The organism is Plantibacter sp. CFBP 8798 (assembly GCF_014841195.1).
In the GTDB taxonomy this organism is placed as follows: Bacteria; Actinomycetota; Actinomycetes; order Actinomycetales; family Microbacteriaceae; genus Plantibacter; species Plantibacter auratus.
In genome coordinates this window covers 728,846-751,147 of the sequence record NZ_JACYTS010000001.1, presented here as the reverse complement: position 1 = coordinate 751,147, position 22,302 = coordinate 728,846, and the positions used below count along the sequence as shown (strand labels likewise).

Below are 22,302 nucleotides of genomic sequence, written 5' to 3'. Positions count from 1 at the left end.
CGGTCCCTGAGCCCAACCCCGGCCCCTGAGCCTGTCGAAGGGCACACGACCACACCCCGCCCTTCGACAAGCTCAGGGACCGACAGGGGGCCGCACGCGCGGACCGAACGGGGGCCGCGTGGAGGGACCGAACGGAGGCCCGCCGGGTCATGTACGATTACTCAGGACGCTCCGGCGCCACGCGGATGTAGTTCAATGGTAGAACTTCAGCTTCCCAAGCTGATAGCGCGGGTTCGATTCCCGTCATCCGCTCCAAGTGCCTGGTCAGAAGCTGAATCGAGACTCCCCCACCCCGGAGCATGTAGCTGCTTGTTTTGCCAGTCTCGCAGTTTATTCGTAGCTATTTCGAGACCGGCCCGCTCCTCACATTGGCGCAGCGCCCCACCGGCGGGCGCGTCTGGTGAGAACTGCCCACCTGCAGAATCCCTCTGGCAGTCCTAACAACGCGTCAAACTTACATTCCGACCTAGAGCTCTCTCGAGCACGACCTGGCAGTTTCTGACCCGCCGGGTGTGTGCGATTTTTGGTCGGCCGCCTGGATGCGCACGACACGCGATGCATCAATCCGCAGCATCGCCCAGTTGACGGGGCCCAGGTCGGTCCACTTCGTCCACCGATCCCCTCCAGCGGGGCGACGGCGCTGAAGCGTCGACGTGTGACGGCTCGAGCGAGATCCGTGCCGGCGTTGCTCGACTCCAAGAACGAACTCCTAGGCCGCCGATGGACCGGGGACCCGGAAGCCAGTGGCGATCGCCGCCTCCAGTAGCGGGGCGCAGAGTGCCACTCCGAGCGCAGCTTTCAGGTCAGTGATCAGTTTTCGCACCGCGTACGATGTGGCCCGTCCCGACGGGCTGGAGTTTCGGATTCGTTCCGCAAGGTGGTCCACGAGAGCGGACCCGTTGGTTGCGAGCAGGTCCGCCGGAAACTGGGGCGCACGATACCCCTCCCAGAGGGCGAAGTGACTAAGCATCGAGAATGCCTCACCTGTATGTTCACCGACGAACGGTGCGATGTCCGCCCAGCGTTCAAGCTCACCGGGGCGAGCGTTCCGAGGAAGCCCCTGAAGTCGCTCGGTGAGGTGATCTCGCGCCCAACGGTTCCATAACGCCCCACTGTCGACCGTATCGTCCTTAAAGAACCTCATCACCGCACTCGCAAACTCAGGCGCGTGCTCGCCGTTACCGGCCAAGACCGATGAATCGAGGAGTTCCTGGCGTTGCTCCGGAGCGATCCCGGCGATGCTCACCACTGAGGCTACGAGCCCATAGAACTGTTCTCGCAGCCGTCGCCCACCGACGCCGTCTAGGTGTTCCCATTCGGCGATCGTGCTCTGGAGGAAGCCGGCGAACAGCATTTGGTCGTTGTACCGGGGACGGTGCAGGTATGCCTCCCAGGCCTGTGAAGCAAATGGTCCGTTGAATAGGGGCAATACGTGCCGCTGCGCAAAAGTCGGGTCCGCTACGGACATAAAATACGCCTGCCCACCAAGTGCGGGTCGAATCGCATCCAATTCAGCACCCGAACCAACAAGCATCGCCTCGATAGTCTCCCTTTCCAGGTCATTGAGACCGGTCCAGGCTTCGCCTAACTCACGCCATCGCCGGTTTATTTCGAGGATCCAATATCGCGTGAGATCACCAGGCCACGAGTTCAGAGCGAGGGAACTCGGCGAAGAGTCCGATCTCTGCTCGAAACTCCCCCGATGTTTGTCCCAGACAGCGCGAGCGAGGCCGCGCATGGCCAGGATCGACGCTGATTCTGGAGTGTCCAGATTCTTCTCGATCTGCGACACGAGCAACATTGTGATCCCGCGCGGCGAGCGCAGCCCGTTGACGCGGCTGGCAAGGAGAATCACGACATCGTTGAGGCACTCACCGAGGTCAGCGTGTACCCATCCTTCAATGATCGCTTCTCGCAGGTCGTCTTTTCTGTCTGCCGGCATTGGGCGCGACTCGGTGGCGCTCCACAGTCGTTGGCCTAGGCTCGGGTCCCGCTCGGCGGCCCGGCTCACCAACGTGAGTGCGCCATCCCATGTCGGGCCATCAATTCGCCGCTCGGAGTAGTCGACGTCGATCAGCGCCGTGAGGGCCATCTCTGCGTCGGATTCGAGATCCCGAACGAAGCTCTCTACCTCCATGGGCAGCGTTTCGCCCCAAGTAGCCCCACCGGACCAGCTGTCGAGGTCCGGAAACTCCCGTGGTCCGAACGTCGGGTTCTCCATCTCGAGGCGGTCGCGCTCTCGCTGCGCTGAGGCCCACGACGGGTTGGACTGAGTGAGCCAAACGAGCAAGTTGTATACCGAATAGGCCCGGTGCCGGTCACCATCGGGAACGTCGTCTGCGAAAACAGGGCCCTCAAGCGCAGCCTGCAATACTCGATCCAGTCGATCAGGACTTGCTTCCGGCACGGTCGAGGCGACCAGGCGGAATACTTCGTGTTTGAGCGGCGACTCAAACAGAATCCTCCGCTCGAGGACCCAGTCCAGTTTCTGATCGGAACCTCGTGTCGTGCTGAGCCTCATGAGATGCAGTGCAAGTCGCTGGAACAAGGTGGACCCGCGCGCCCACCAGCGCTCGGGAGTCTCCGGTCGCTCCAGGAGTGCCTTCGCACCGTAATCGCGAAGCCCGTCGATGAGCGCATCGACAGAGTGGCGGAACTCGTCCTGGGTGTGCGGCTCTATCGCGGAACGCCGCGAGCTGAGGGTGTCGTACTTGTCCGGCCCGTCGTAGCCCTCCAGCAAGTCGTAAGCACCCCCAAGTGCATCCTCAAGGAGTGCGCCCAGCGCGGAGTCGCCGGCGGCACGGTCTTCAATCATCTTGCGCACATGACGGGTGAGGACCTCGTCCTCGACGTGCCAGGTGGCTTCCGCCGTAGGCGCAACTAATGGGTCATCACGATCCATAGCCCAGTGGGGCTTGAGGATGAGGAACGGTCGCAGAGCCACACGAAGTAGAGCCATCTCCTCGCTCCGCTCGAGGGGTTCGTACGGCATCAGCATGCCAAGATCGGGGGGAGACGATGTGCCAACGATGGAGGTTGCAAGTAGTACCTTCCACCGGCGCCCCGCGCCAGGATTGGCCGCCATGAGGGACTCTGTCGCCCAGCTCAACGACTGATAGATGCGCGGCGAGAATCGACTTCCTAACCGCTGCACCGTCTGCAGCGCGGCAGTGTGAAGCGATGGGTCTGCGACAAACGCCTGCCCAAACCAATCACCCAGAACAGACGATTCCGCCGTGTCCTGCCCACCGGTGAAGAGACGTTGGAAGCTGTCTACGCTCTCCACCCAGCGAAGCCAGGCAACACTTCTCGCGAACCCGGTGAAGTGCAGAGCTCCCTCCGAACTCTCCAGTCGCTGACGCACATAATCCTCATCCACCGGATTGAGAGGCGGCCCGGCTTCGACTACCTCTTTCATCCTTCGCTGGTGTTCCAGTCCTCCCATCCGGGCTCGCCGATCCCACTCCTCAAGCAGGAGGAGGAGAGCAGAGTGATCGTTCTCAACCGCCGGATAGGAAACCGGGACAATGCCGAGGTGGCTCCACTTATCATCCTCTGGAAGGTGAGTTAGAACGTAGCGGCGAGTCTTTGAAGGTAGACCGAGCGCGAGATATCGCATGATTGGGTCGTCGTGGCTGTAGCCCACAAACAGCACCGTGAACTCGTCGAACATTCTCTGCAGGAACCTTGTCGCCCATGCGTCTGTGAGGTACGCGCGTCCGAAGTCACGGTCCGTGAGAACCAACTGTGCGGGCGGGCGTTGAACCGAACCGTGTAGGTGCACGATGCCGGAGAAGTCGTCTCCAAGGGGAAGTGCGGGCCCAACCCAAAGGTCATCGTCCGGCAAGAGAGCAGCAGTCGAGGCTGTCGAGAGGTGACTGTCAAAGTTTGTCGTCACGATGCGCGGTGCTCCAAGCGCGGACGCGAGCTTCACCAGTGCGGTATGGGTCGGGTTGTAGGTCGAGCCAGGGTGAGCGATGATGCGTCGAGCGTGAGCGTGGGTCTCGAAGTCCGTGGGCATCGACCCGAGGAACAAGTCCAGCGCGAAATCATCGTTGAACGGCACGCGCGCTGCTCTTGCGAGCTGACGAGCCAAGTCCCTGAACGAGGGAAGATTGGATGGGGCTCCCATCGAGGCTCCCGCGCCAACGAACAGCACGAGCTTGCCGTTGGCATGAGCTTCGAGAAGCTCGGTGGGCAGGTTCACGTCTCCTGTAATCCACACGTGGTCTCCAATTGCACTGATCGAGCGATGCTTACAAGTTCGACGGTCGCGGTTCTTTTGCCGTCGTCCTATCGAACGATGGCGTCGCTGCGACGGACAGGCGAACTTCAGTGCCGCGCAGTGTCTACAGGGTGCAGCCTAGGCCGCTCAGGCCTCTTAGCTGACGAGCGGCGCCTACGTCGAAGCCGGAGAGTGCAGGGCAGCGCCATGTCAAACGCGAATGAGGGGCTCTGGTCCTCCCGGTCGCGTCAATCGGTAGACGAAGCGCGAGGACGTTTTCTCGTGTGCGAATGGACCGGTGGCGGTGCAGCGACTAACGTGCGTGAGACGCCGGCAATGGGGGATCGCTATCTGTCGAAATCGTTGACAAAACCGACCTCGAACAGCGCATGTCCCACGCGGACACGGAGGTCAGGGGGCAGGGTTTGCGCCTCGCTTTGGAACCATGTGTACACCTCCTCCATGTCGTATTGAGCCATCATGCGGTCTCCACCGAGATTCCCAGCGCATATGGATTCGAGCGTTGCAACGGCGTCAGGACGGGCCAGCGATCGTATGAGGCGGTCTGAAAGATGGTGGGTGGACATCGGAGCGCCCCGCTGATTCCTAGCCAACACGGCAGTGAAGGCGAAGAGGTCTTTATCGCTAAGATCCGGCGAGCTTGCAAGCACATCGATCGACGGCCAAATCACACCAGCACGCGCAGGGTCGGCTGCAATCCACTGCATCATGCGCAGTCGACGCGCCGCTCCGGGATCCCCGAGGACCGAATGGTCGGGGAACAGGTAACGCAGCGCCTGTTCAGCAGAGCTGCGGTCGCGGAAAATAGCCGACCATGTGGGCTCCGTGATGGCTGTGACGGGGAGGACGTCGAACAGAACGGCACTCAGCGCAGGCGCTGCAGCGTCTTCGGCCACCTGGCTCGCAAACGAGTTGAGAAGCGCGAGGTCCTGATTAAGGAGGCTGAATGCAAAGTAGCCTGATTCCCAGTTGGCAGTCAGTAGCGTTTCATGGATCACGGCCGAGCTGCTCAGACCGATCAGGTGCCCAGCGCTCCGATTCCACCAGGCGGGATCGCGCTGGATGAGCCACTGCGCCCAGTGCCCGACGCTACGGGCAAAACTCGGGTCCGCTGACGCGACGTCTGCGAGTAGGTCCAGAGCACGGCCCAAGGCGGCGTCTCGCTCGGCGTCGTCATCAACAGGAGAACTGAGCTCGACAAGGAGGTGGACCGAGTGTCCCCGGAGTGAAAACAGGGCGGGCATACCAAAGTCGTGTTCATCAGAGCCGACCCAGGCAGCTAGCTCGACGGTCGCGGGAAGTACCTCGTGCGCCCACCAATGGATATCGCCCGACTGACGAGGCCTATCGGAGACTCGGTGTCGGAGCTGATCGAGAATCTCAGAAGCGAGACGCACCACTGCTGGCTTTGCAGGATCGTCGCCGATCGTCACGAGCCTGCTGGCTTCCACGACCACATGTGCCCAAAGCGTCTGCAATTGCTCCCAGCGCAGCCGGGGAGCATCACCGGACTCGCTCTTGAGCGCCCGCACGATCGTGAGCCGTGCCCATAGGTCGCGGACCTGCGCTATAGCGTTGTGGTCACCGGCCCAGGTCGCCCGATTGTTCTCAGTATGTGAGGTGATGGTCTCCTGGAGATTCATCGCGAATCTCGGATCATCGTGCTCGCCGACGCCGGCCACGCTGTTGAGGATCGAGACGAACTCGGATACCGTCACGCCAGCAAGATCGACATCTCCAAGCGGTGATTGGAGCGCGCTCGGTCTGGCAAGGCGATTCACGGGTGGTAATGGACCAAACTCGGTGCCCTGTTCGGCAGCCTCGCGCAGGGTGCGCGTCCAGGACGCAGGCCGAGCCTCTTCCGGCAAATGGGCCACCCACTGTGCAGACCGGAACCAATCGGGGCGCGTCTCCGTCGCATTGTCGAGATCGCTGCAGAGTACGCCGCTCGGCGGCGCTTCCCCAAGTGCTTCTGAGAGACGTGATAGGGCGGTTTTCTCGACCAATGGCAGGATTACCTGTAACGTCTGGAGGTCCGTCTGGTCCGGCCAATACTCGCCGCTGACACGAGCAACGACTGCTTCGTAGGCTCGACCGGCTATGGCGATACCGAGTTCGGGCGCCGACAGTTCGATAGCGGGTGCAACAACGCCACGTGCCAGCGCGGCGCCACCGAGTTCGGATAGCGCCGAAAGATCGATTGGCGTGCCGCGAGACTCTGCGATGGCAGCCACCCGAACGGCACTCTCGATAATTAGGCCGGACGTAGTACGAGCCCGCAGATGCGCGTGATCGAAGTGAAACAAGACTGTATAGGGGCTATCTGTATCGACACGCAGCAGGGCTTTTATGACCGCTGAGCTGAACCTGGCGCGAGGTGGTTCCGCGATCTCGGGCAATCGAGCGATTGCGACGTCAAGGAGCTCGTCGACTCCGTGTGGGGATCGGGACAGCCCCGTTGAGGGCTCCAGGCTGTCGACGACTCGAGCCAGAATCTTCCACCACTCGGCCTCGGGAACAGCGTCTATGTGGCGACGCAGCCACCGTACGACGAACTCGGTTCGCACCCGATCCCCGGCTTTATGACTCAGACGGTCGACTTCTCCGATCGAGTCGGCCCCCGCAAGGGTCGCGCAGACCAGGAGCTGCGCCGCGACGTCCGCGGTCAGCAGGTTCTGCGCTTCGACACGGTCAACAAAAGCGTTGAAGGCGGTAGCATCCTCGGCAGCGAGATGCCGGATGTAGCTGTGCGCTAGCCAGAGCGAGGGTCCGGGCAGGAGCTCGCTGACCTCCAGTGTTTGCGCCAGGAGCGGGTCACGCACGCGGTCGAAGAGATAGACGCGGATTCGCGGATCCGAGTTCGACATGAGCAGCGAGGAAACACTCTCGAAGTCGCCAGCCTCGATGAGCGATAGATACTGCTGCACGGTCACGGCCAGTGGCGCAACGAGGTCGACAAGCCTCTCTAATAGACGGTCGAGAAGTTCCACCGCCTCCTCGCGGGTAGTGGTGCCGTGTAGGCCTTCATTGGCGGCCTTGTTCAGATCCCGGAGAGCCTTCATAGCCGGAATGCTCTGGTCCGCGAGCAGACCAGGATGAAGGATGCCGAGAAAACCCGACACACGAGGCAGAAAGCCCGCTGTGGCCGCTTCGACTGCGCTTTCAAGGGTAGAAAGTTCACCATGTAGCGCGCGAGCGAGGTCTGCGTCCGGCCGGGAAGACAACCGACGCCAGCGTGTGACGACTCGTTGAGCGGCGTCCTTGATCTTCGGATCGTCGAGCTTGGGGAAAATCGAATCGATGGCGTCGCGAACGCAGTAGCTGATCAAGCTGCCGGTGACCCTCGACTCATCTTCTCCGAGAGAGGACGGATCATTTGCTAGTTCCACGCCCCTTGCGAGCATGGCCAGCCCACGGCTTCCCTGAGACGAGAGGGCATGTAACGGGCGAAGATGCAGAAGTCGCTCTGCCCGAAGGAGCTCGTGGGACAACTTCGCCTCCCGACGTCTTTGACGTCCCAGACTACTAACCTCGTTCTCAGGGTTACCGGCGAACCGGTGCGGATTCTATGCTCACAGTCGGCTCATCCCTACCCCGCGCGCTGCTACACGGCAGGCGTCACTTCCCGCCGGAGGTCCTCGACGAGCTAATGAAATGGGAAGGTCGATCTCGGAGCGCCCGACACGGTCACATCTTGTCCTGATGGATGCCAAGCCTCGATGAGCTCGGCATCCATCACCGGCGCGAATGGCTACTTCACCGCTGCGCGGAACTTCTCGAGAAGCGCACCCGGGATCCGGCGAGGGGTTGCATCTCTAGGAGCGCACTCACACGCCTCATCTCCGCCGACTGGCCAGATCGACACTCGTTCGCGAACGGACAAGTCGTACGCGAAGAACAACGCCTTCGTATTCGCCTGAGGCAGCGAGCAACGCGCCGCCACAGGGAAGCCGCAGCGACTAGGGATCCGACGACGGTGAATCCGTAGATCCGGTTAGCGACGGCGACGGTCAAACGCGCATCTGGCCGCCTCGAACGATTGTCGGCGTCGGGACAAGTATCCAGTGTCCGAGGACACTTCGCAGCGCTGGACCGGACACGCATTCGATGCGCGCTTGAGGTGCCGGCTGAACGCTCGTGCTCGCGCGCTCAAAACCTGCTCTTGGAAGGTGTTCACTGAACAGCCGCGGCAATCGTTCGGTAGTCCTGAAGCTGACAGCCACCGAGCCCTAGCCTGTCAGGTCATCGCATCCGCGACCCCGCCGTACGAGGCTCCGAGCCCTTCAACAGCATGCGTTACTTGGTTGACACGTGATAAGTCCCGTGGTTCACTCTATTATCACGTGGTAATTTACTGCACACAATCTTTTCCGGCACCCCGAAGCCGGATGACGAAGGAGTCATGATGTCCGACAACCCTCTCGCGTCAGGCGCGCCCGGAGCATCGCCGTCACCAGCCCAAGGCGCTGTCGCCGCGGAGCCGCACAGCGGGGCCGACGCTGTCGGAACCGCTGTTGGACTGGGTGACGGGACGACCTTCCCGATCGCCGCTACACCCACAGCAGCCGAGGCCGGTTCTGGTAACGCCCGCGGCGTGGTCGAAGAGGACGACCGACCTCGAGTGTCCCGGCGGTACATCACGTTCCTGCTCCTGGCGCTCTTCGGCGCGAACCTTGCGTTCGTCACGCCGATCGCAATCTCCCTCGCGATCCAGGTGCAGAAGCTCGCGCCGGAGAATGTCGAGTACCTGGGGCTGGTCCTTGGTCTCGCCGCAGGAAGCGGCGTCCTCCTCGCTCCCCTGTTCGGAGTGCTGAGTGACCGCACTCGCTCGCGTCTCGGCCGACGTCGTCCCTGGATGATCATCGGCCTCATCGTCGGTCTTCTCGGCCTCACCGTCCTCGCCCTCGCACCGAACATCGTCGTCCTGGCGATCGGCTGGATCATCTCCACGCTCGGATGGGGCCAGGTCATCGGTGGCCTGCAGAACTCCCAGGCGGATCGGCTCCCTGCCTCCCAGCGCGGCAAGGTCGCTGGGCTCACCGGAGTCATCGGGCAGGTCGCGCCCGTGGTCGGTGCGGTCGCCGGCGGAGGACTGGCATCGAACTCCTTCCTCCTGTTCCTCGTTCCTGGTGTCGTCGGCGTCGTGCTCGTGCTGCTGTTCCTGCTCTTCGTCAACGAGGCCGACTCGCGCGGGATGGTCCATGAGGACAGACTCGACGTGCGCGGGATGCTGGGCAAGTACGTGTTCCAGCCCAAGCGCTACCCCGACTTCTCCTGGAACTTCGTCGGACGCTTCTTCTTCTTCTTCGGCCTCACCCTGAACTCGACCTTCACCGCTTTCTTCATCGGCTCCAAGCTCGGCCTCCCTGTCGATCAGATCGGCGGAACGATCGCACTCCTCGGCCTGCTCGGCATCATCGGCACGATGGGCGGCGCGATCGGCGGCGGCTTCCTGTCCGACAAGCTGCGCCGTCGACGCCTGTTCGTGATGACCGGCGGCGTGATCTTCAGCGCTGGCGCAGTGATCGTCGCCTTCGCTCCCAGCCTCGAGGTCATCATCATCGGCTCCGTGCTCAGCAACCTCGGCATCGGCATCTTCTCTGCAGTCGACCAGGCCCTCGTCCTCGACGTCCTTCCTGAACGCAACACCCAAGCCGCACGATTCAACGCGCTGAATAGCTTCTCGTTCACACTCCCCCAGGCGCTCGCACCCCTCATCGCTCCGGCATTCCTCCTCATCGGCGCAGCGGCGGGTGGGGATAAGAACTACACGCCGCTCTACCTCGCCTCCGCCGTGTTCACGATCATCGGAGGACTCGTAGTCCTCGCGAAGGTGAAGGCCGTGCGATGACTTCGAGTACCACCTCCGCCACCCCGCCCAGCGCAGAAAGGCCCCCGATGACCTCGAACCTCCCCTACCGCAACTCCGACCTTCCCACCGCCGAGCGCGTCGAGGATCTCCTCGCCCGGATGACGATCCAGGAGAAAGCGGGACAACTCACCCAGTACTTCCTTTTCGACGTCGGTGAACTCCCCGACGACTTCGACATCGACTCCTTGCCGGAGGAACACCGGGTCTTCGTCCGCCAGCCGCGCATCGTCCTGGCCGCAGCGAAGAACGGCGGAGTCGGCTCTCTGCTGTTCATCAAGGACCCCGCCGTGGCCAACCGGTACCAGCGGGAAGTCGTCGAGAACAGCCGGCACGGCATTCCCCTCCTCTTCGGATTCGACGTCATTCACGGTCTGCGCACCGTCCTCCCCGTCCCGATCGCTCTCGCCGCCACCTGGGACCCTGTCGTCGTCGAAGCCGGACAGTGCATCGCCGCACGCGAGGCACGCGCGTCAGGCATCCACTGGTCCTTCGCACCCATGATCGACATCGCGCGGGACCCGCGCTGGGGCCGCATCGTCGAGGGGGCCGGAGAGGACCCCTACCTCGGTTCAGCCGTCGCCGCAGCCCAGGTCCGCGGCTTCCAGGGCGACCTCGGACCGAGTAGAATCCTCGCCGGCCCCAAGCACTTCGCCGGCTACGGCGCCGCACGCGGCGGCCGCGACTACGAGGACGCGGAGATCTCGGAGTCCGAGCTGCACAACGTCTACCTCCCGCCCTTCAAGGCAGCCATCGACGCAGGCGCGGCGAACATCATGAGCGCTTACATGGACCTCAACGGAGTCCCCGCCAGCGGAAACCGACGACTCCTCACGGAGGTGCTCCGCGACGAGCTCGGCTTCGACGGCTTCGTCGTGTCCGACGCCAACGCCGTCAAATCGATGGAGACGCAGCACTTCGCCGCCGACCCCACCGACGCTGCCGCTCGCGCCATTCGCGCCGGCAACGACATGGAGATGGCCATGTCCGAGCCCGCGTTCGACAACCTCCCGGCCGCCATCGAACGAGGGCTCCTCGACATGGAGCAGCTCGACACCTCCGTGCGTCGAGTCCTCACCGCGAAGTTCGCACTCGGCCTCTTTGAGAACCCCTACGCCGACGCAGAAGCCGCCGAAACAATCCTCACCGACCCTGCTCACCTGCAGGTCGCCCGTACCGCAGCCGAACGCGCCATCGTCCTACTCAAGAACAATGGCGCGCTCCCTCTCCCCGATGACCGCGGAACGATCGCCGTCATCGGCCGCCTCGCGGACAGTAAGCGAGACACGCTCGGGCCGTGGGTCTTCGGCCATCACACCGAGGACACCGTCACCCTCCTCAAGGGACTGCGATCCCGCATCGCCGGCTCCAACGCGATCGCGTACGCGCCCGGCGTCGGAATCCCAGACCGCCTCTTCCCCTCCCCCTTTGATCGGCAGGACCCCGACCCCGGTGAGAACCCATGGGCGTCCGTCGACGACGAGCACGAACTCAAGCGAGCAGTCCAGACCGCCGCGGCAGCGGACGTCGCAATCGTCGTCGTCGGAGAGCGCCAGAACCAGATTGGGGAACTCGCATCCCGATCCACTCTCGACCTCCCCGGCCGCCAGCTCGAGATGGTCCAACAGATCGTCGCCACCGGCACGCCCGTCGTCGTGGTCGTCATGTCGGGTCGTCCGCTCGACCTCCGCTGGATCGACGCACACGCGGCAGCAGTCCTGCAGGTCTGGTACCCGGGCACCCAGGGCGGCAACGCCGTCGCCGCCGCTGTCTTCGGCGACGTATCACCGGCCGGACGTCTTCCCTTTAGCTGGCCGCGTCACGTCGGTCAGGTGCCGATGATCTACTCCCACAACCGCACCTTCTCTCCCGAGAACAGCGGAACCCGGTACTGGGACGAGGAATCCACGCCGCTCTACCCGTTCGGGTTCGGTCTGAGCTACGCGACTTTCGAATACTCCAACCTGCGAGTTGAGAAGACGGCTCAGTCCGCCGATGAGCCTGTCACGGTCTCCGTCGACGTCGCGAACACCTCCGATCGTGACGGTGACGACGTGGTGCAGCTCTACGTGCACCAGCGCTACGGCACCTCCTCGCGCCCGGTCCGGGAACTGAAAGGCTTCGAGCGAGTGCATGTCGCCCGCGGAGACGTCCGAACGGTCCGCTTCGAGCTCGGACCCGACCAGCTGCGCTACTGGAGCGCAGCCACCGGTTCATGGGTGCTGGACAACACCGTCTTCGACGTGTGGGTGGGCGGGGCCTCGACCGCGACGCTGACAACAACGTTCGAGTCGCAGTAGAAGCAGACGAAGAGCAGTGGGCGGCACTCCGTGAAGGAGCGCCGCCCACTGCTCTTCGCGCTTCTCCCACCTGCTGGTGTTCGTGCGCGACTCACCCGCCCGTCGGCTACTGCACCGACCAGCCGCCATCGGAGGCCAGGACGACGCCGTTCACGTTCGCGGAGTCGTCGCTGAGCAGCCAGGTGATCGACGCGGCCATCGTGTCGGCCTCGACCACCGGCGGGATGAGGGTGAAGAACGGCGCGAGGCGCTTGCGCGCGAAGTCGCTCGACATCGTCCCCTCGATCCCCGTGGCGGTTGGGCCGGGAGCGACAGCGTTGGTACGGATACCGGAGGGACCGTAGAGGAACGCCGAGCTCTTCGTGATACCCACGACCGCGTGCTTGGACGCCGTATAGGCGGTGCCGGCCGCGTTGCCGCGTAGCGACGCCTCCGACGCCACGTTCACGATCGCCCCGCGACCGGCCTCGAGCATCGCCGGCAGCACGGCGCGGCTGAGCGCGAACGTGCCGTCGACGTTCACCGAGAACACTCGATGCCAGAGGGCGTCCTCCGTCTCGTGTAGCGGCGTCATGCCGTCCATGATTCCGGCGATGTTCGCCAGCGCGTCGATCTGCGCGCCGGCCGCGGCGACGATCGACGCGACCCCCTCAACCGACGTGATGTCGGCGGCGACGGCGACGACGGCGCCTTCCGGGGAGGCGGCAGCGAGGGCTTCGATGCCAATCGGTACGACATCGACGGCGATCACTCGTCCGCCCTCGCGGAGAATACGGCGGGCCGTTGCACGTCCGATGCCGGATCCTGCGCCCGTGACGATCACGGTCTTCCCGGTGAAGCGCCCGACTGCGCTCTCCGGCGCGTCGTCGGTCTCCTCCCGCGGGATCACCCCGCCGTTCGCCTGCTCCACCATGGCGTTCACGAGTTCCTGCGGGAAAGCGTCACCGCCCATCTCGACCATGGCGCGTAGGCTCAGGTGCCGAGCGGGCTGCAACGACTCCTCGGAGTGGCCGGCGTGGGTGAGCAGTTCCCGCAGGATGCGGCCGCCGACCGGGTCGTCGAGCCACTGCTGCAGCGTGTTCTTCGAGGTGAGGGTCATCTCAGTTCTCCAGAAAGGGTGTCGTGGTGATTGTGGAAGATCCCCGCAGTCACAGACCTCGCCTGGAGGGTCCGGTGAGACTGCGGTCGAGGATGTGGTGTGCTTATTGATGTCAGGCCGAGCGGGACGTTGAGGACTCGAGCAGCCGTGCTACCCAGGAGTCCCGGGCGGCGGCCGCCAACTCTGCGAGACGTGTTCCTTGCATGAGTGCTTCCCAGCCGTGGGTCATGCCGGGCCAGACGTGCAGCTCCGCGTCGCCGCCGTCGCGCCACAGTGACGACGCGTAACTCACCACCTCGTCGCGGAACACCTCCGCGCTGCCGACGTCGAGGTAGGTGGGCGGGAGGCCGGTAAGGTCCGTCGCCCGGGCAGGCGCGGCGTAGGCGGAGACATCGTCGGTTCCGCGACGGCCGCCCAGGAGGGAGTTCCAGCCGACGGAGTTGCTGCCGCGATCCCACAGCCCGATCCCGTCGAACTGGCGGGTGGAAACTGTGGCGTCGCGGTCGTCGATCATCGGGCACAGCAGAAGCTGACCCAGGAGAGCCGGTCCGCGTCGGTCTCGGGCGAGGAGCGCCACTCCTGCGGCAAGGCCTCCGCCGGCGCTGGCGCCCGCGATCAGGATCCGGCCCTGATCGATTCCGATGTCGTCTGCGTTCGCTGCGATCCACAGCAGCGCTGCATAGCAGTCCTCGACCGGGGTCGGGTCGGGATGTTCCGGCGCGAGCCTGTACTCGACGGTGACGACGACGGCGTCGTGCTCGAGCACCCATCCGGCGACGAGGGAGATGCCGGTCATCCGGTCTCCCATCACCATCCCGCCGCCGTGGATGTGCAGGATGCCGGGTCCTGCGCCGGCATGGTTCTTTCGCCGGAGCACCGTGAGGGCGAGCTGCGTGCCGTCTGCGCTCGGGAGGGTGTATTCGCGCTGCTCGAGATCCAGGGCGCTGATGTCTTCGGGCACGCTGTATCCGCGCATCGTCGGGATCGACTCCGGAATGAGCGGCGCGAAGATCGGAAGATCCGCGAGAGCGTCCAGTCCGGCTTGAACCCGCGGGTCGAACGGTGGCCGCGGAATCGAGCGGGCGTTGCTGTCCTCGGTGATGTGCATGGCTCCTCTTTGCTGATGGGGTGTGCGGAAGTGGGGCGCTTACGCGCGCATGCTGGTTCCGCCGTCGACGCTGAGGATCTGCCCGGTCGTCCATTCGGAGAGGTCCGACATGAGGAAGGCGACGGTGGCGCCGATGTCGTCCGGTTCGCCGAGACGGTGCGACGGAGTACCGCCGAGGATCTGCTCACGGAACTCTTCCGGGAGGTTGTTCTTGGTCTGCTCGGTGAGGACCATGCCGGGCGCGATGCCGTTCGAGCGGATGCCCTGCTTGCCGTAGGCGCGAGAGACGTGACGGGTGAGCGCACCGATTCCAGCCTTGGTGACGGAGTAGGCGACCTTGTCGGCCATGCCGGCGTAGACCGCTCCGGAGAGAGTGTTCACGACGGAGCCGCCACCGCCCGCGATCATGTGCGGCAGTGCCGCGCGGAGGGTTCGCAGGTAGCCGGTGAGGTTGATGTCCAGGCTCCGGTTCCACGCCTCCAACTCGATGTCGATGACCGTGGTGTCGCGCGCGACTTCCTCGGGGGCGATGTTGGCGGCGACGTTGAAGAGTCCGTCGATGCGGCCGTATTCGCTGATCGCGAGGTCGATGAGTGCTGCGACGTCGCCGTCGTCCGCGATGTCCACCCGCAGGGCGCTCCCGCGGCCGCCGGCGGTCGTCGCCGCTTCCACGGCGCGTTCCGCGGCGCGCACGTCGATGTCGCCGATGACGACAGTGGCGCCGCTCGCTCCGAGGTAGCGCGCTGCGCTGGTGGCGATGCCGCCGGCACCGGCGAAGACGATGACCTTGTCGGTGAGGCCTTCCATGGCTGACTCCTACTTCTCGTGTTGCGGGCGACGGGTGGTCGTCCGGATGCAGAACGGGGCGGCGCGGTTCACGATGCGTCCAAGTGCGCGCCGCCGGTGCGGGCGACCTCTCCCAGCCACGCCAGGCTGGGCTTGGGGGTCCGGGCGAATGTGGTGCGGTCGACGGCGATGAGACCGAAGGTGGGTTCCCAGTGGCCCCACTCGAAGTTGTCCAGCGCGGTCCAGTGCAGGTACCCGCGCACATCGATGCCGTCATCGATGGCGGCGAAGAGGTGCTGCAGTGCCTCGGTCGTGTAGGCGACACGTCGCGTGTCGTCGTCGGTGGCGATGCCGTTCTCCGTGATGAGGATCGGCACTCCCCCGGTGATGTCCCACGCGTGGCGGACCGCGATGCCAAGCGCGTCTGGACGGTACGCGGTGCCGACGAGCGTGTTGTCCGGGTGCGGCGGATGCGGGACGAGCCCGTCCTCGTTGACGTCCTGCGTCGAGTACGCCTGGACGCCGAGGAAGTCGTCCCCGCGGGAGGCCTCGAGGAACACGTCCTCCCGGGCGTACCGTTCCGAGCGGAGTCGTTCCTCGGAGGCGGGGTCGGCGGCGGATAGTGCGAGGCCTGCGATGGTCCAGCCGACCTTCGCGTTCGTACGTTCTCGCACGATCGCGCGGGCGGCGTGGTGGGCGTCGATAAGGCGTTGGGTGCCCTCGGGAAGCGGAAGCGGGAGCGTGAATCCGCCTTCGGGCTGAACGGTGGGTGTGTCCATCGCCGGGATGGAATCGCTGTTGATGGAGCCGGCCATCAGCATCATGAACGCAAACATGTTCGGTTCGTTGATGGTGCAGACCCACTCGACGCCGTCGAGGATGTCGCAGACCCGCGAGATGTAGGCGGCGAAGCGTTCCAGGGCGGTGTCACCCAGCCATCCGCCTTCCTCGATGAACCAGCGGGGGCTGGAGAAGTGGTGCAGGGTGACGATAGGGGTCAGCCCGAGCTGGAGAGCGGTATCGATCATCCGGCGGTAGTGCGCGAGCTCGGCGAGGGAGAACTGGCCCGGGAGGGGCTCCACGCGCGCCCATTCGACGCCGAAGCGGTAGGCGGTGAGTCCAGCTTCTGCGAGCAGTCGCATGTCCTCCTCGTAGCGGTGGTAGCTGTCGACGGCGTCGCCACTGGGCGCGAACATCGGCAAGCGCTGTTCGTAGACCCACCAGTCGCTGTTGTCGTTGTTTCCTTCGATCTGGTGGGGGGCGCTCGATGCTCCCCAGAGGAACGAGTCGGGCTGTGTGGTCATCGGAAGTCCTTCGTTGGGGGTGGCAGATATGAGGAGCGGTGCGTCAGCGTGAGGCGTGGCCGGCGGGACGGTGCTGGTGGGCGCGATGCTCGTACCGGTCCCGCGGCGAAGCGGCGGCGGCGCAGGAGAAGGAGCCGGTCGGGACGTTCTCGAGCCTGGGTACAGAGCGGCGGGCGCTCAGCCCTGGGGGGCGGTCGTGTAGGTGAACGACTGGAGCAGCGTCTGGCCGATGAGTGGCTCTACGCCGATGACTCGTCCGGTGAAGCCGCCCGCGACCTCGGTGGAGAGGTAGCGGCCGTCGAATTCGCCAAAGACGTGCTCGCCGGTCGAGTCGGACGCGGCGAGCTCGATGAGGTCGGGTTCCATGGAGACACCGTGAGGGAGGACCTTGGGCGGCTTCGCGCTGATGCGCAGAGCAGGCGCATCGCCTGCCGCGGGTGTCCAGCGGCCGACGAGGTGCTCGAACGGGCCGACGGTGACCGTGGCGGTGACGATTTCCCCGTCGTAGAGCAGCCCGTACCAGTGCCGGTCGTCCAGGCGCAGCGAGAACCGGGCTGTGCCGTCCTCGACCCAGAGGCGGGTGGTCGCGGTCCACACGTCGTCGGTGGTGCGGGTACACAGCAGTGCGCGGCCCTGGTCCGGGTCGGCCTCGAGGAGGAGACCCCCGTCTTCCTTGGGGCGGCTGAAGGAGGAGGGGAAGCGTCCGACTCCGAGCCAGCGCTGATCGAGCACTTCGCTGTCGAATCGATCCTCGAACGAGCGGTCGACGGCGGGGACGGTGAAGCGGTCCTCGTCGAAGACGGGCCATCCGTTCACCCAGTCGATGCCCGCGAGGAAAGTTTCGCGGCCGTTCACGTGGAAGCCCGGGGTCTGGCCGCGAGGGCGGACTCCGAGGTGCACGGCGGCCCAGCTTCCGTCGGGAAGCTCCACGAGGTCGGCGTGACCGACGTTCTGCACGGGGTTGGGCAGGCTGCGATGGCTGAGGATCGGGTTCACGGCGGCCGGCTCGTACGGGCCGGCGATGGTTCGGGCTCGGGCGATGGTGACCGCGTGTCCGCGTTCCGTGCCTCCCTCGGCCAGCAGGAGGTACCACCAGTCGTCTTTGCGGTAGAGGTGGGGGCCTTCGGGGAAGGAGAGACCGCTTCCTTCCCAGAGCTGGCGCGGCGGTGCGAGGAGGGTGCCGGTGCTCGTGTCAACGGGAGCGGATCGAATGCCCGGGTGCTCGGAGTCGAGGGAGCACCAGGTGACGTGAGCGGTCCCGTCCTCGTCCCAGACGATGTCGGGGTCGATTCCGATCGCGTCAGGAATGTGGACCGGGTCGGACCAGGGGCCGGCCGGATCTTCGGCATGAAGGATGAAGTGGCCTCGCCCGAGGGGGATGTCGTTGACGTTGGTTCCGATGAGCCAGAATACGCCGTCGTGGTGGCGCAGGGTGGGGGCGAAGATGCCGGCGCTTCCGTAGCCACGATGCTCGGCGATCTGCTCGGGTCGGGTGAGGGCGTTGCCGATCTGGGTCCAGATGGTGAGGTCCGTGCTGCGATGCACAGGGATGCCCGGGAGGTACTCGAAGCTGGACGTCGCGAGGTAGTACGTGTCGCCCACTCTGCAGATGGACGGGTCGGGAAAGAATCCGGGGATGATCGGATCGGTGGTCATGACTGCTCCTTCGTTCCCAGCACCGGAGTGCCGACGTGCTCGGATGGGAGGTCACTGAATGCCTCCAGGGTGACGGTCGCGTAGCCGTGGTGATCAGACGCGACGCTGAGGGTGATGAGGCCGGGTTCCCCGGTTCCGCGGAGGATGGCGAGGGCTCGGCCTCGGTAGGTGCTGTGCTCGTCATCGACGAAGCTCTCGAGCGTGGACGGCGCCGCGCTGGCGAGGCTGATCAGCGAGGCCGGTCCGGTGACGCTGACGCTCACGTGGTCCTCGGCGACGGTGTCGACGACGCCGTCGCGGTCGGCGAGCTCGATCCACACGAAGCACAGGTCGTCGGCTCCGGTGATCTGCGACGACTCGGGCCGGAGGGTGAGCTGAGGAGCTGCGGCGGAGCGGAGCGTGCAGCGTCCAATCTCTGCGCCGTTCCGGTACGCGATCGCCGTAAGTTCGCCCGGCTCGTATCGTGTGCTGAATCTCGTGAGGAACCCGGTTGCGGCTCCGCTGCGGCGCCGACCGAGTGATCGACCGTTCACCTGCAGGTCGACTGTGTCGCCCGCGGAGTAGACCTCGATCTCGGCTTTTCCGGTCAGGTCACCCCAGGACCAGGAGGACACTGCGTCGGTGAAGAGCCACGGTGTCTTGTTAGGGCGCTGACCGGTGCGGTCGAGGGGGCGGACGGCGATGCCGGGGCGATCGGTGATTCCCCAGACCGCTTGGATCAGGTGAGTCGGCGCCCCGGGCTGGCCGGTGATGTCGAAGATTCCGCAGCCGGCGAGAATACCGGGGTACGGTTTGGCGATGCCTCCGGGTTCGGAGCCGTAGCTCCAGTAGCCGAGCCCTACCTCGCCGAGGTAGTCCCATCCGGTCCAGCTGAAGTCGCCGATCACCCCGGGGATCGAGGTGACGCGCCTCCAAATCGCGGGGAGGTCGCCGACCATGGATTCGGTGCCGAGGATGACCCGGTCGGGGGTGCGTCGACGAGCGTTCTTGTAGCTGGCGTAGCCGTAGTTGTAACCGGCGATGTCGACGACGTCGAACACGTCCCTGGTCGCTTGGTCGGCGGCGGGGAGCATTGAGGCGAGGACCATCAGGCGCCCCATCTTCGCCGTCAGCTGATTGGCGACTGTACTGGTGGCCGGTGTGCGCTCCGGAGGTCCGTCCTCGCCGGTGTCCTTCGCTTTCGCCGCCATCATAGCCAACAGCGGGTTGACGGCGATGGTCGTCGGCCGCGTCGGGTCGAGCTGCTGGAAGTACTGGTGGATCTCCCGGGCGGTATCCACGCCTGCCGCGGTCGCCGATTCGGCGATCTCGTTGCCGATGGAGTACAGGATGACAGAAGGCCGATTGCGGTCTTCCGTGATCATCGCGGCGACGTCAGCGGGCCACTCCTCATGGAAGCGCGGCGACTCGTCATGGGGTGTCTTCTTGCGGAACCAGATGTCGCTGAGCTCGTCCATGACATAGAGCCCGATCTCGTCGCAGGCGTCGAGGAACGCTCGGGAGAGGGGGTTGTGGGCGCTGCGGATCGCGTTGAATCCGGCGTCCTTCAACAGCTGTGCCCGACGTGTCTCGGCGGCGTCGAAGGTCGCGGCGCCAAGTGGTCCGTTGTCGTGATGAACGGCGGTTCCGCGCAGCAGCACCCGCTGTCCGTTGATACGGAGCCCGTGCTGCGCGTCGACCTCGATCGTCCGTAGTCCCGTGCGGACGGTGCGTTCGTCCTCGATTCCGCCATCGAGTGCGATGAGGCGAGTGTGCACCGTATACAGATGCGGATGCTCGGAGGACCACGGTCGGGCCGAAGGCACGTGCAGTTCCAGATCGACGCTCGCGTCCTCGACTGGGTGGGAGGTGCGGGCGAGGATCAGACCGTTCTCCTCGAGCTCGACCTCGACGGAGGCCAGATCGACGAAATCCCCCTGAATGGCGATGTGGACATCAACGACGGCAGCGGAGGGAGCGGCGGCTCCGATACTGCGCGTGTGGACTCGGACGCCGTCCGGGGCGATCCGGGTCGGACCGGCGCTGGTCAACCAAACGGGTCTGTAGATGCCCGAACCCGTGTACCAGCGACTGTTGGGAGTATTTGAGTTGTCGACCACCACCTCGATGACCACCTGCTCGTCTGGGCTCAGGTCCTTCAAGGAGAGGGCGAATCTCCGGTACGGGCTGTTATTGCGGCCGATCTCGATCCCGTTGACTGACACGATGGCGGCGCCGTAGACGCCTTCGAAGCTGAGCGAGTACTCGAGCGCGTCGGCGTCGGCGGGCACGGTCCAGGCCTTCCGGTAGAGGTAGGTGCCGCCGGGGAAGAATCCGCCGTGGTTTCCGGTGCCGCCAGTCTCGGTGCGGACCTCCGCGATCATCGCGTCGTGAGGGAGGCGGACTGGGACGCCGGAGGTGTCGCCCCCGCTGCGGTGGAAGGTCCAGCCGTCGGTGAAGAGGGTGGTAGTCATGGTGATGCTCCAGGTCGAGGGTCAGGCGTGATCGCGGCGTTTACCTATCGGACGCCCTTGATCTTCCACTGGACGATGACACCAGCGACGATGGTGAACCCTGCGGCGACGAGGAAGAGGAGGCCATAGTTCTTATCGTCGCCGCTCACGCCGATGAGGATGAGGGGCGCAGCGAGCAGTGGGGCCACGGCTTGCGCGATCGAGGTCGAGTAGCCGTTGATGCCGAGGAAGCGGCCGGCGTTGGTGTCCCTCTCGGGCAGCACGTTGAGCACGAGCGCCTGGTCGACGGAGGAGAAGACGCCGAGAGCGAGACCGGTGAGGCACGAGCCGGTGAGGAGGATAGCGAGATCGCTACCGCCCAGGGCGAGAATAACCGCGCCGATCGTGTAGACGATGCCCGAGCCCAGCACGAAGATCCTACGGCGCTTGAGTTTGTCCGAGAGGAAGCCTCCCAGTAGTGCTCCGGCACCGGTGACGACGATGCTGACCAGCGACAGGACGACGATGAGACCGCCGATGTCTGCGACCTGCCCTCCCGCGCTGAGTCGGGACGCGAAGAACAGGGAGGTGAACGTCGAGGAGAACGTGACACCCGTCATGAACAGCAGGCGAGCGAGCCAGTTCCAGGCGAAGTCCGGGTAGCGGCGTGGGTCGAAGACGAGACTGCCGAACACCTTGCCCACGGTGAGGTGGTCCTCGAAGACGGCGTCTCGCGTGTCCCGCTCGCGGATGAAGACGACCCAGGCGAGAAGCGCCAGCAGTCCGAAAGCGCCCGGGACGAGGAAGACGAGAAAGTTATTGCCGATGAAGGCGCTGGCAAGCCCGACGCCAGCAACCGGAGCGACCATCTGGATGAACCCGGTCAGCCCCGCGACACGGCCGTACTGAGACTCGGGCAGACGGTCCGCCTGGGACTGAATCAGCGAATTCATGCTGCTGCTCCACCCGGCGGAGGTGATGGTCCACCCGATGAGCAGGACCGGGATGCTCGGCGCCTGCGCGATGATCACCAGCCCGACGAAGCCGATGAGAGCCGACCCGATGGCGAAGGGGCGACGGCGTCCGAAACGAGACCGGGTGCGATCGCTCCAGACGCCTACGAGGGGGCCCGTGATCGTCGTCACGACCGCTGCGATGCCGATGACGTAACCGAGCACTTCGACGTTCGACGGGGCGAGCTCCTGAATGCGGAGAGAGAGGGAGAGCCCGATCGGCGCGACCAGAGCGACATACGCGCCGAACATTGCGAGAAGCAGGAATGAGATGTACTTGCGCGGAACCGGAGTTCGGATCGTGCCGGTAGGCGTGCTCTCGGCCTGTGTGTCCGCAGCGAGAGCTTGCTGGGCCGGCGAGGTTGACGCGCCTGGCGCGACCGACGCGAGGGGATTGTCCGACATTATGACTCCTTCGTCATCCGGCTCGGGCGCCGGAAGCAGATTTGAAAGCGGCTCGTTACCACGTGATAATGGAGTGAATCACAT

11 protein-coding genes and 1 tRNA gene are annotated in these 22,302 nt (G+C 64.8%); 3 read left to right on the top strand and 9 right to left on the bottom strand.

The window, feature by feature from the left end; genetic code table 11:
• Positions 1-181 precede the first annotated feature (181 nt).
• Positions 182-255: transfer RNA gene (locus IFU30_RS03570), tRNA-Gly, on the top strand.
• Positions 256-709: 454 nt separating this feature from the next.
• On the opposite strand, the gene IFU30_RS03565 is transcribed toward IFU30_RS03570, so the two are convergent.
• Together IFU30_RS03565 and IFU30_RS03560 are read right to left on the bottom strand one after the other, a co-directional pair.
• Positions 710-4,207: an SIR2 family protein gene (locus tag IFU30_RS03565; RefSeq protein WP_192004339.1), complete on the bottom strand. Its 3,498-nt coding sequence runs from the start codon at positions 4,205-4,207 to the stop codon at positions 710-712.
• A 365-nt stretch (positions 4,208-4,572) separates the two neighbouring features.
• Positions 4,573-7,635, bottom strand: a complete 3,063-nt coding sequence (locus IFU30_RS03560; protein WP_192004338.1) for a hypothetical protein — start codon at positions 7,633-7,635, stop codon at positions 4,573-4,575.
• A 1,016-nt stretch (positions 7,636-8,651) separates the two neighbouring features.
• On the opposite strand from IFU30_RS03560, the gene IFU30_RS03555 reads away from it, so the two are divergent.
• Positions 8,652-10,097, top strand: a complete 1,446-nt coding sequence (locus IFU30_RS03555; protein WP_192004337.1) for an MFS transporter — start codon at positions 8,652-8,654, stop codon at positions 10,095-10,097.
• Positions 10,098-10,144: 47 nt separating this feature from the next.
• Positions 10,145-12,415: a glycoside hydrolase family 3 N-terminal domain-containing protein gene (locus tag IFU30_RS03550; RefSeq protein WP_192004336.1), complete on the top strand. Its 2,271-nt coding sequence runs from the start codon at positions 10,145-10,147 to the stop codon at positions 12,413-12,415.
• Positions 12,416-12,521: 106 nt separating this feature from the next.
• Here IFU30_RS03550 and IFU30_RS03545 read toward each other — a convergent pair whose 3' ends face one another.
• The 7 genes from IFU30_RS03545 to IFU30_RS03515 form a co-directional block, all read right to left on the bottom strand.
• Entirely contained in the window at positions 12,522-13,514 is a 993-nt protein-coding gene (locus IFU30_RS03545) for an SDR family NAD(P)-dependent oxidoreductase (protein WP_192004335.1), read from the bottom strand.
• A gap of 112 nt (positions 13,515-13,626) precedes the next feature.
• Complete coding sequence (locus tag IFU30_RS03540) at positions 13,627-14,622, bottom strand: alpha/beta hydrolase (protein WP_192004334.1); 996 nt, start codon at positions 14,620-14,622, stop codon at positions 13,627-13,629.
• 39 nt (positions 14,623-14,661) lie between these two features.
• Entirely contained in the window at positions 14,662-15,429 is a 768-nt protein-coding gene (locus IFU30_RS03535) for an SDR family NAD(P)-dependent oxidoreductase (protein WP_192004333.1), read from the bottom strand.
• 68 nt (positions 15,430-15,497) lie between these two features.
• Positions 15,498-16,712 (bottom strand): family 1 glycosylhydrolase, encoded by a 1,215-nt coding sequence (locus IFU30_RS03530; RefSeq protein WP_192004332.1) that lies wholly within the window; start codon positions 16,710-16,712, stop codon positions 15,498-15,500.
• A gap of 177 nt (positions 16,713-16,889) precedes the next feature.
• Positions 16,890-18,368, bottom strand: coding sequence for a glycoside hydrolase family 43 protein (locus tag IFU30_RS03525; protein ID WP_192004331.1), 1,479 nt, complete (start codon positions 18,366-18,368; stop codon positions 16,890-16,892).
• Positions 18,365-20,821, bottom strand: coding sequence for a glycoside hydrolase family 2 TIM barrel-domain containing protein (locus tag IFU30_RS03520; RefSeq protein ID WP_192004330.1), 2,457 nt, complete (start codon positions 20,819-20,821; stop codon positions 18,365-18,367). Before IFU30_RS03520 ends, IFU30_RS03525 begins: the two co-directional genes overlap by 4 nt.
• Before the next feature lie 44 nt (positions 20,822-20,865).
• Complete coding sequence (locus tag IFU30_RS03515) at positions 20,866-22,065, bottom strand: MFS transporter (RefSeq protein ID WP_197977371.1); 1,200 nt, start codon at positions 22,063-22,065, stop codon at positions 20,866-20,868.
• Positions 22,066-22,302 lie beyond the last annotated feature (237 nt).

What these genes read in the sequence shown, in the direction of transcription:
- IFU30_RS03525 (WP_192004331.1), bottom strand. Translation starts at nt 18,368, where the DNA reads ATGACCACCGATCCGATCATCCCCGGATTCTTTCCCGACCCGTCCATC.
- IFU30_RS03515 (WP_197977371.1), bottom strand. Translation starts at nt 22,065, where the DNA reads ATGTTCGGCGCGTATGTCGCTCTGGTCGCGCCGATCGGGCTCTCCCTC.
- IFU30_RS03540 (WP_192004334.1), bottom strand. Translation starts at nt 14,622, where the DNA reads ATGCACATCACCGAGGACAGCAACGCCCGCTCGATTCCGCGGCCACCG.
- IFU30_RS03530 (WP_192004332.1), bottom strand. Translation starts at nt 16,712, where the DNA reads ATGACCACACAGCCCGACTCGTTCCTCTGGGGAGCATCGAGCGCCCCC.
- IFU30_RS03555 (WP_192004337.1), top strand. Translation starts at nt 8,652, where the DNA reads ATGTCCGACAACCCTCTCGCGTCAGGCGCGCCCGGAGCATCGCCGTCA.
- IFU30_RS03550 (WP_192004336.1), top strand. Translation starts at nt 10,145, where the DNA reads ATGACCTCGAACCTCCCCTACCGCAACTCCGACCTTCCCACCGCCGAG.
- IFU30_RS03545 (WP_192004335.1), bottom strand. Translation starts at nt 13,514, where the DNA reads ATGACCCTCACCTCGAAGAACACGCTGCAGCAGTGGCTCGACGACCCG.
- IFU30_RS03535 (WP_192004333.1), bottom strand. Translation starts at nt 15,429, where the DNA reads ATGGAAGGCCTCACCGACAAGGTCATCGTCTTCGCCGGTGCCGGCGGC.
- IFU30_RS03520 (WP_192004330.1), bottom strand. Translation starts at nt 20,821, where the DNA reads ATGACTACCACCCTCTTCACCGACGGCTGGACCTTCCACCGCAGCGGG.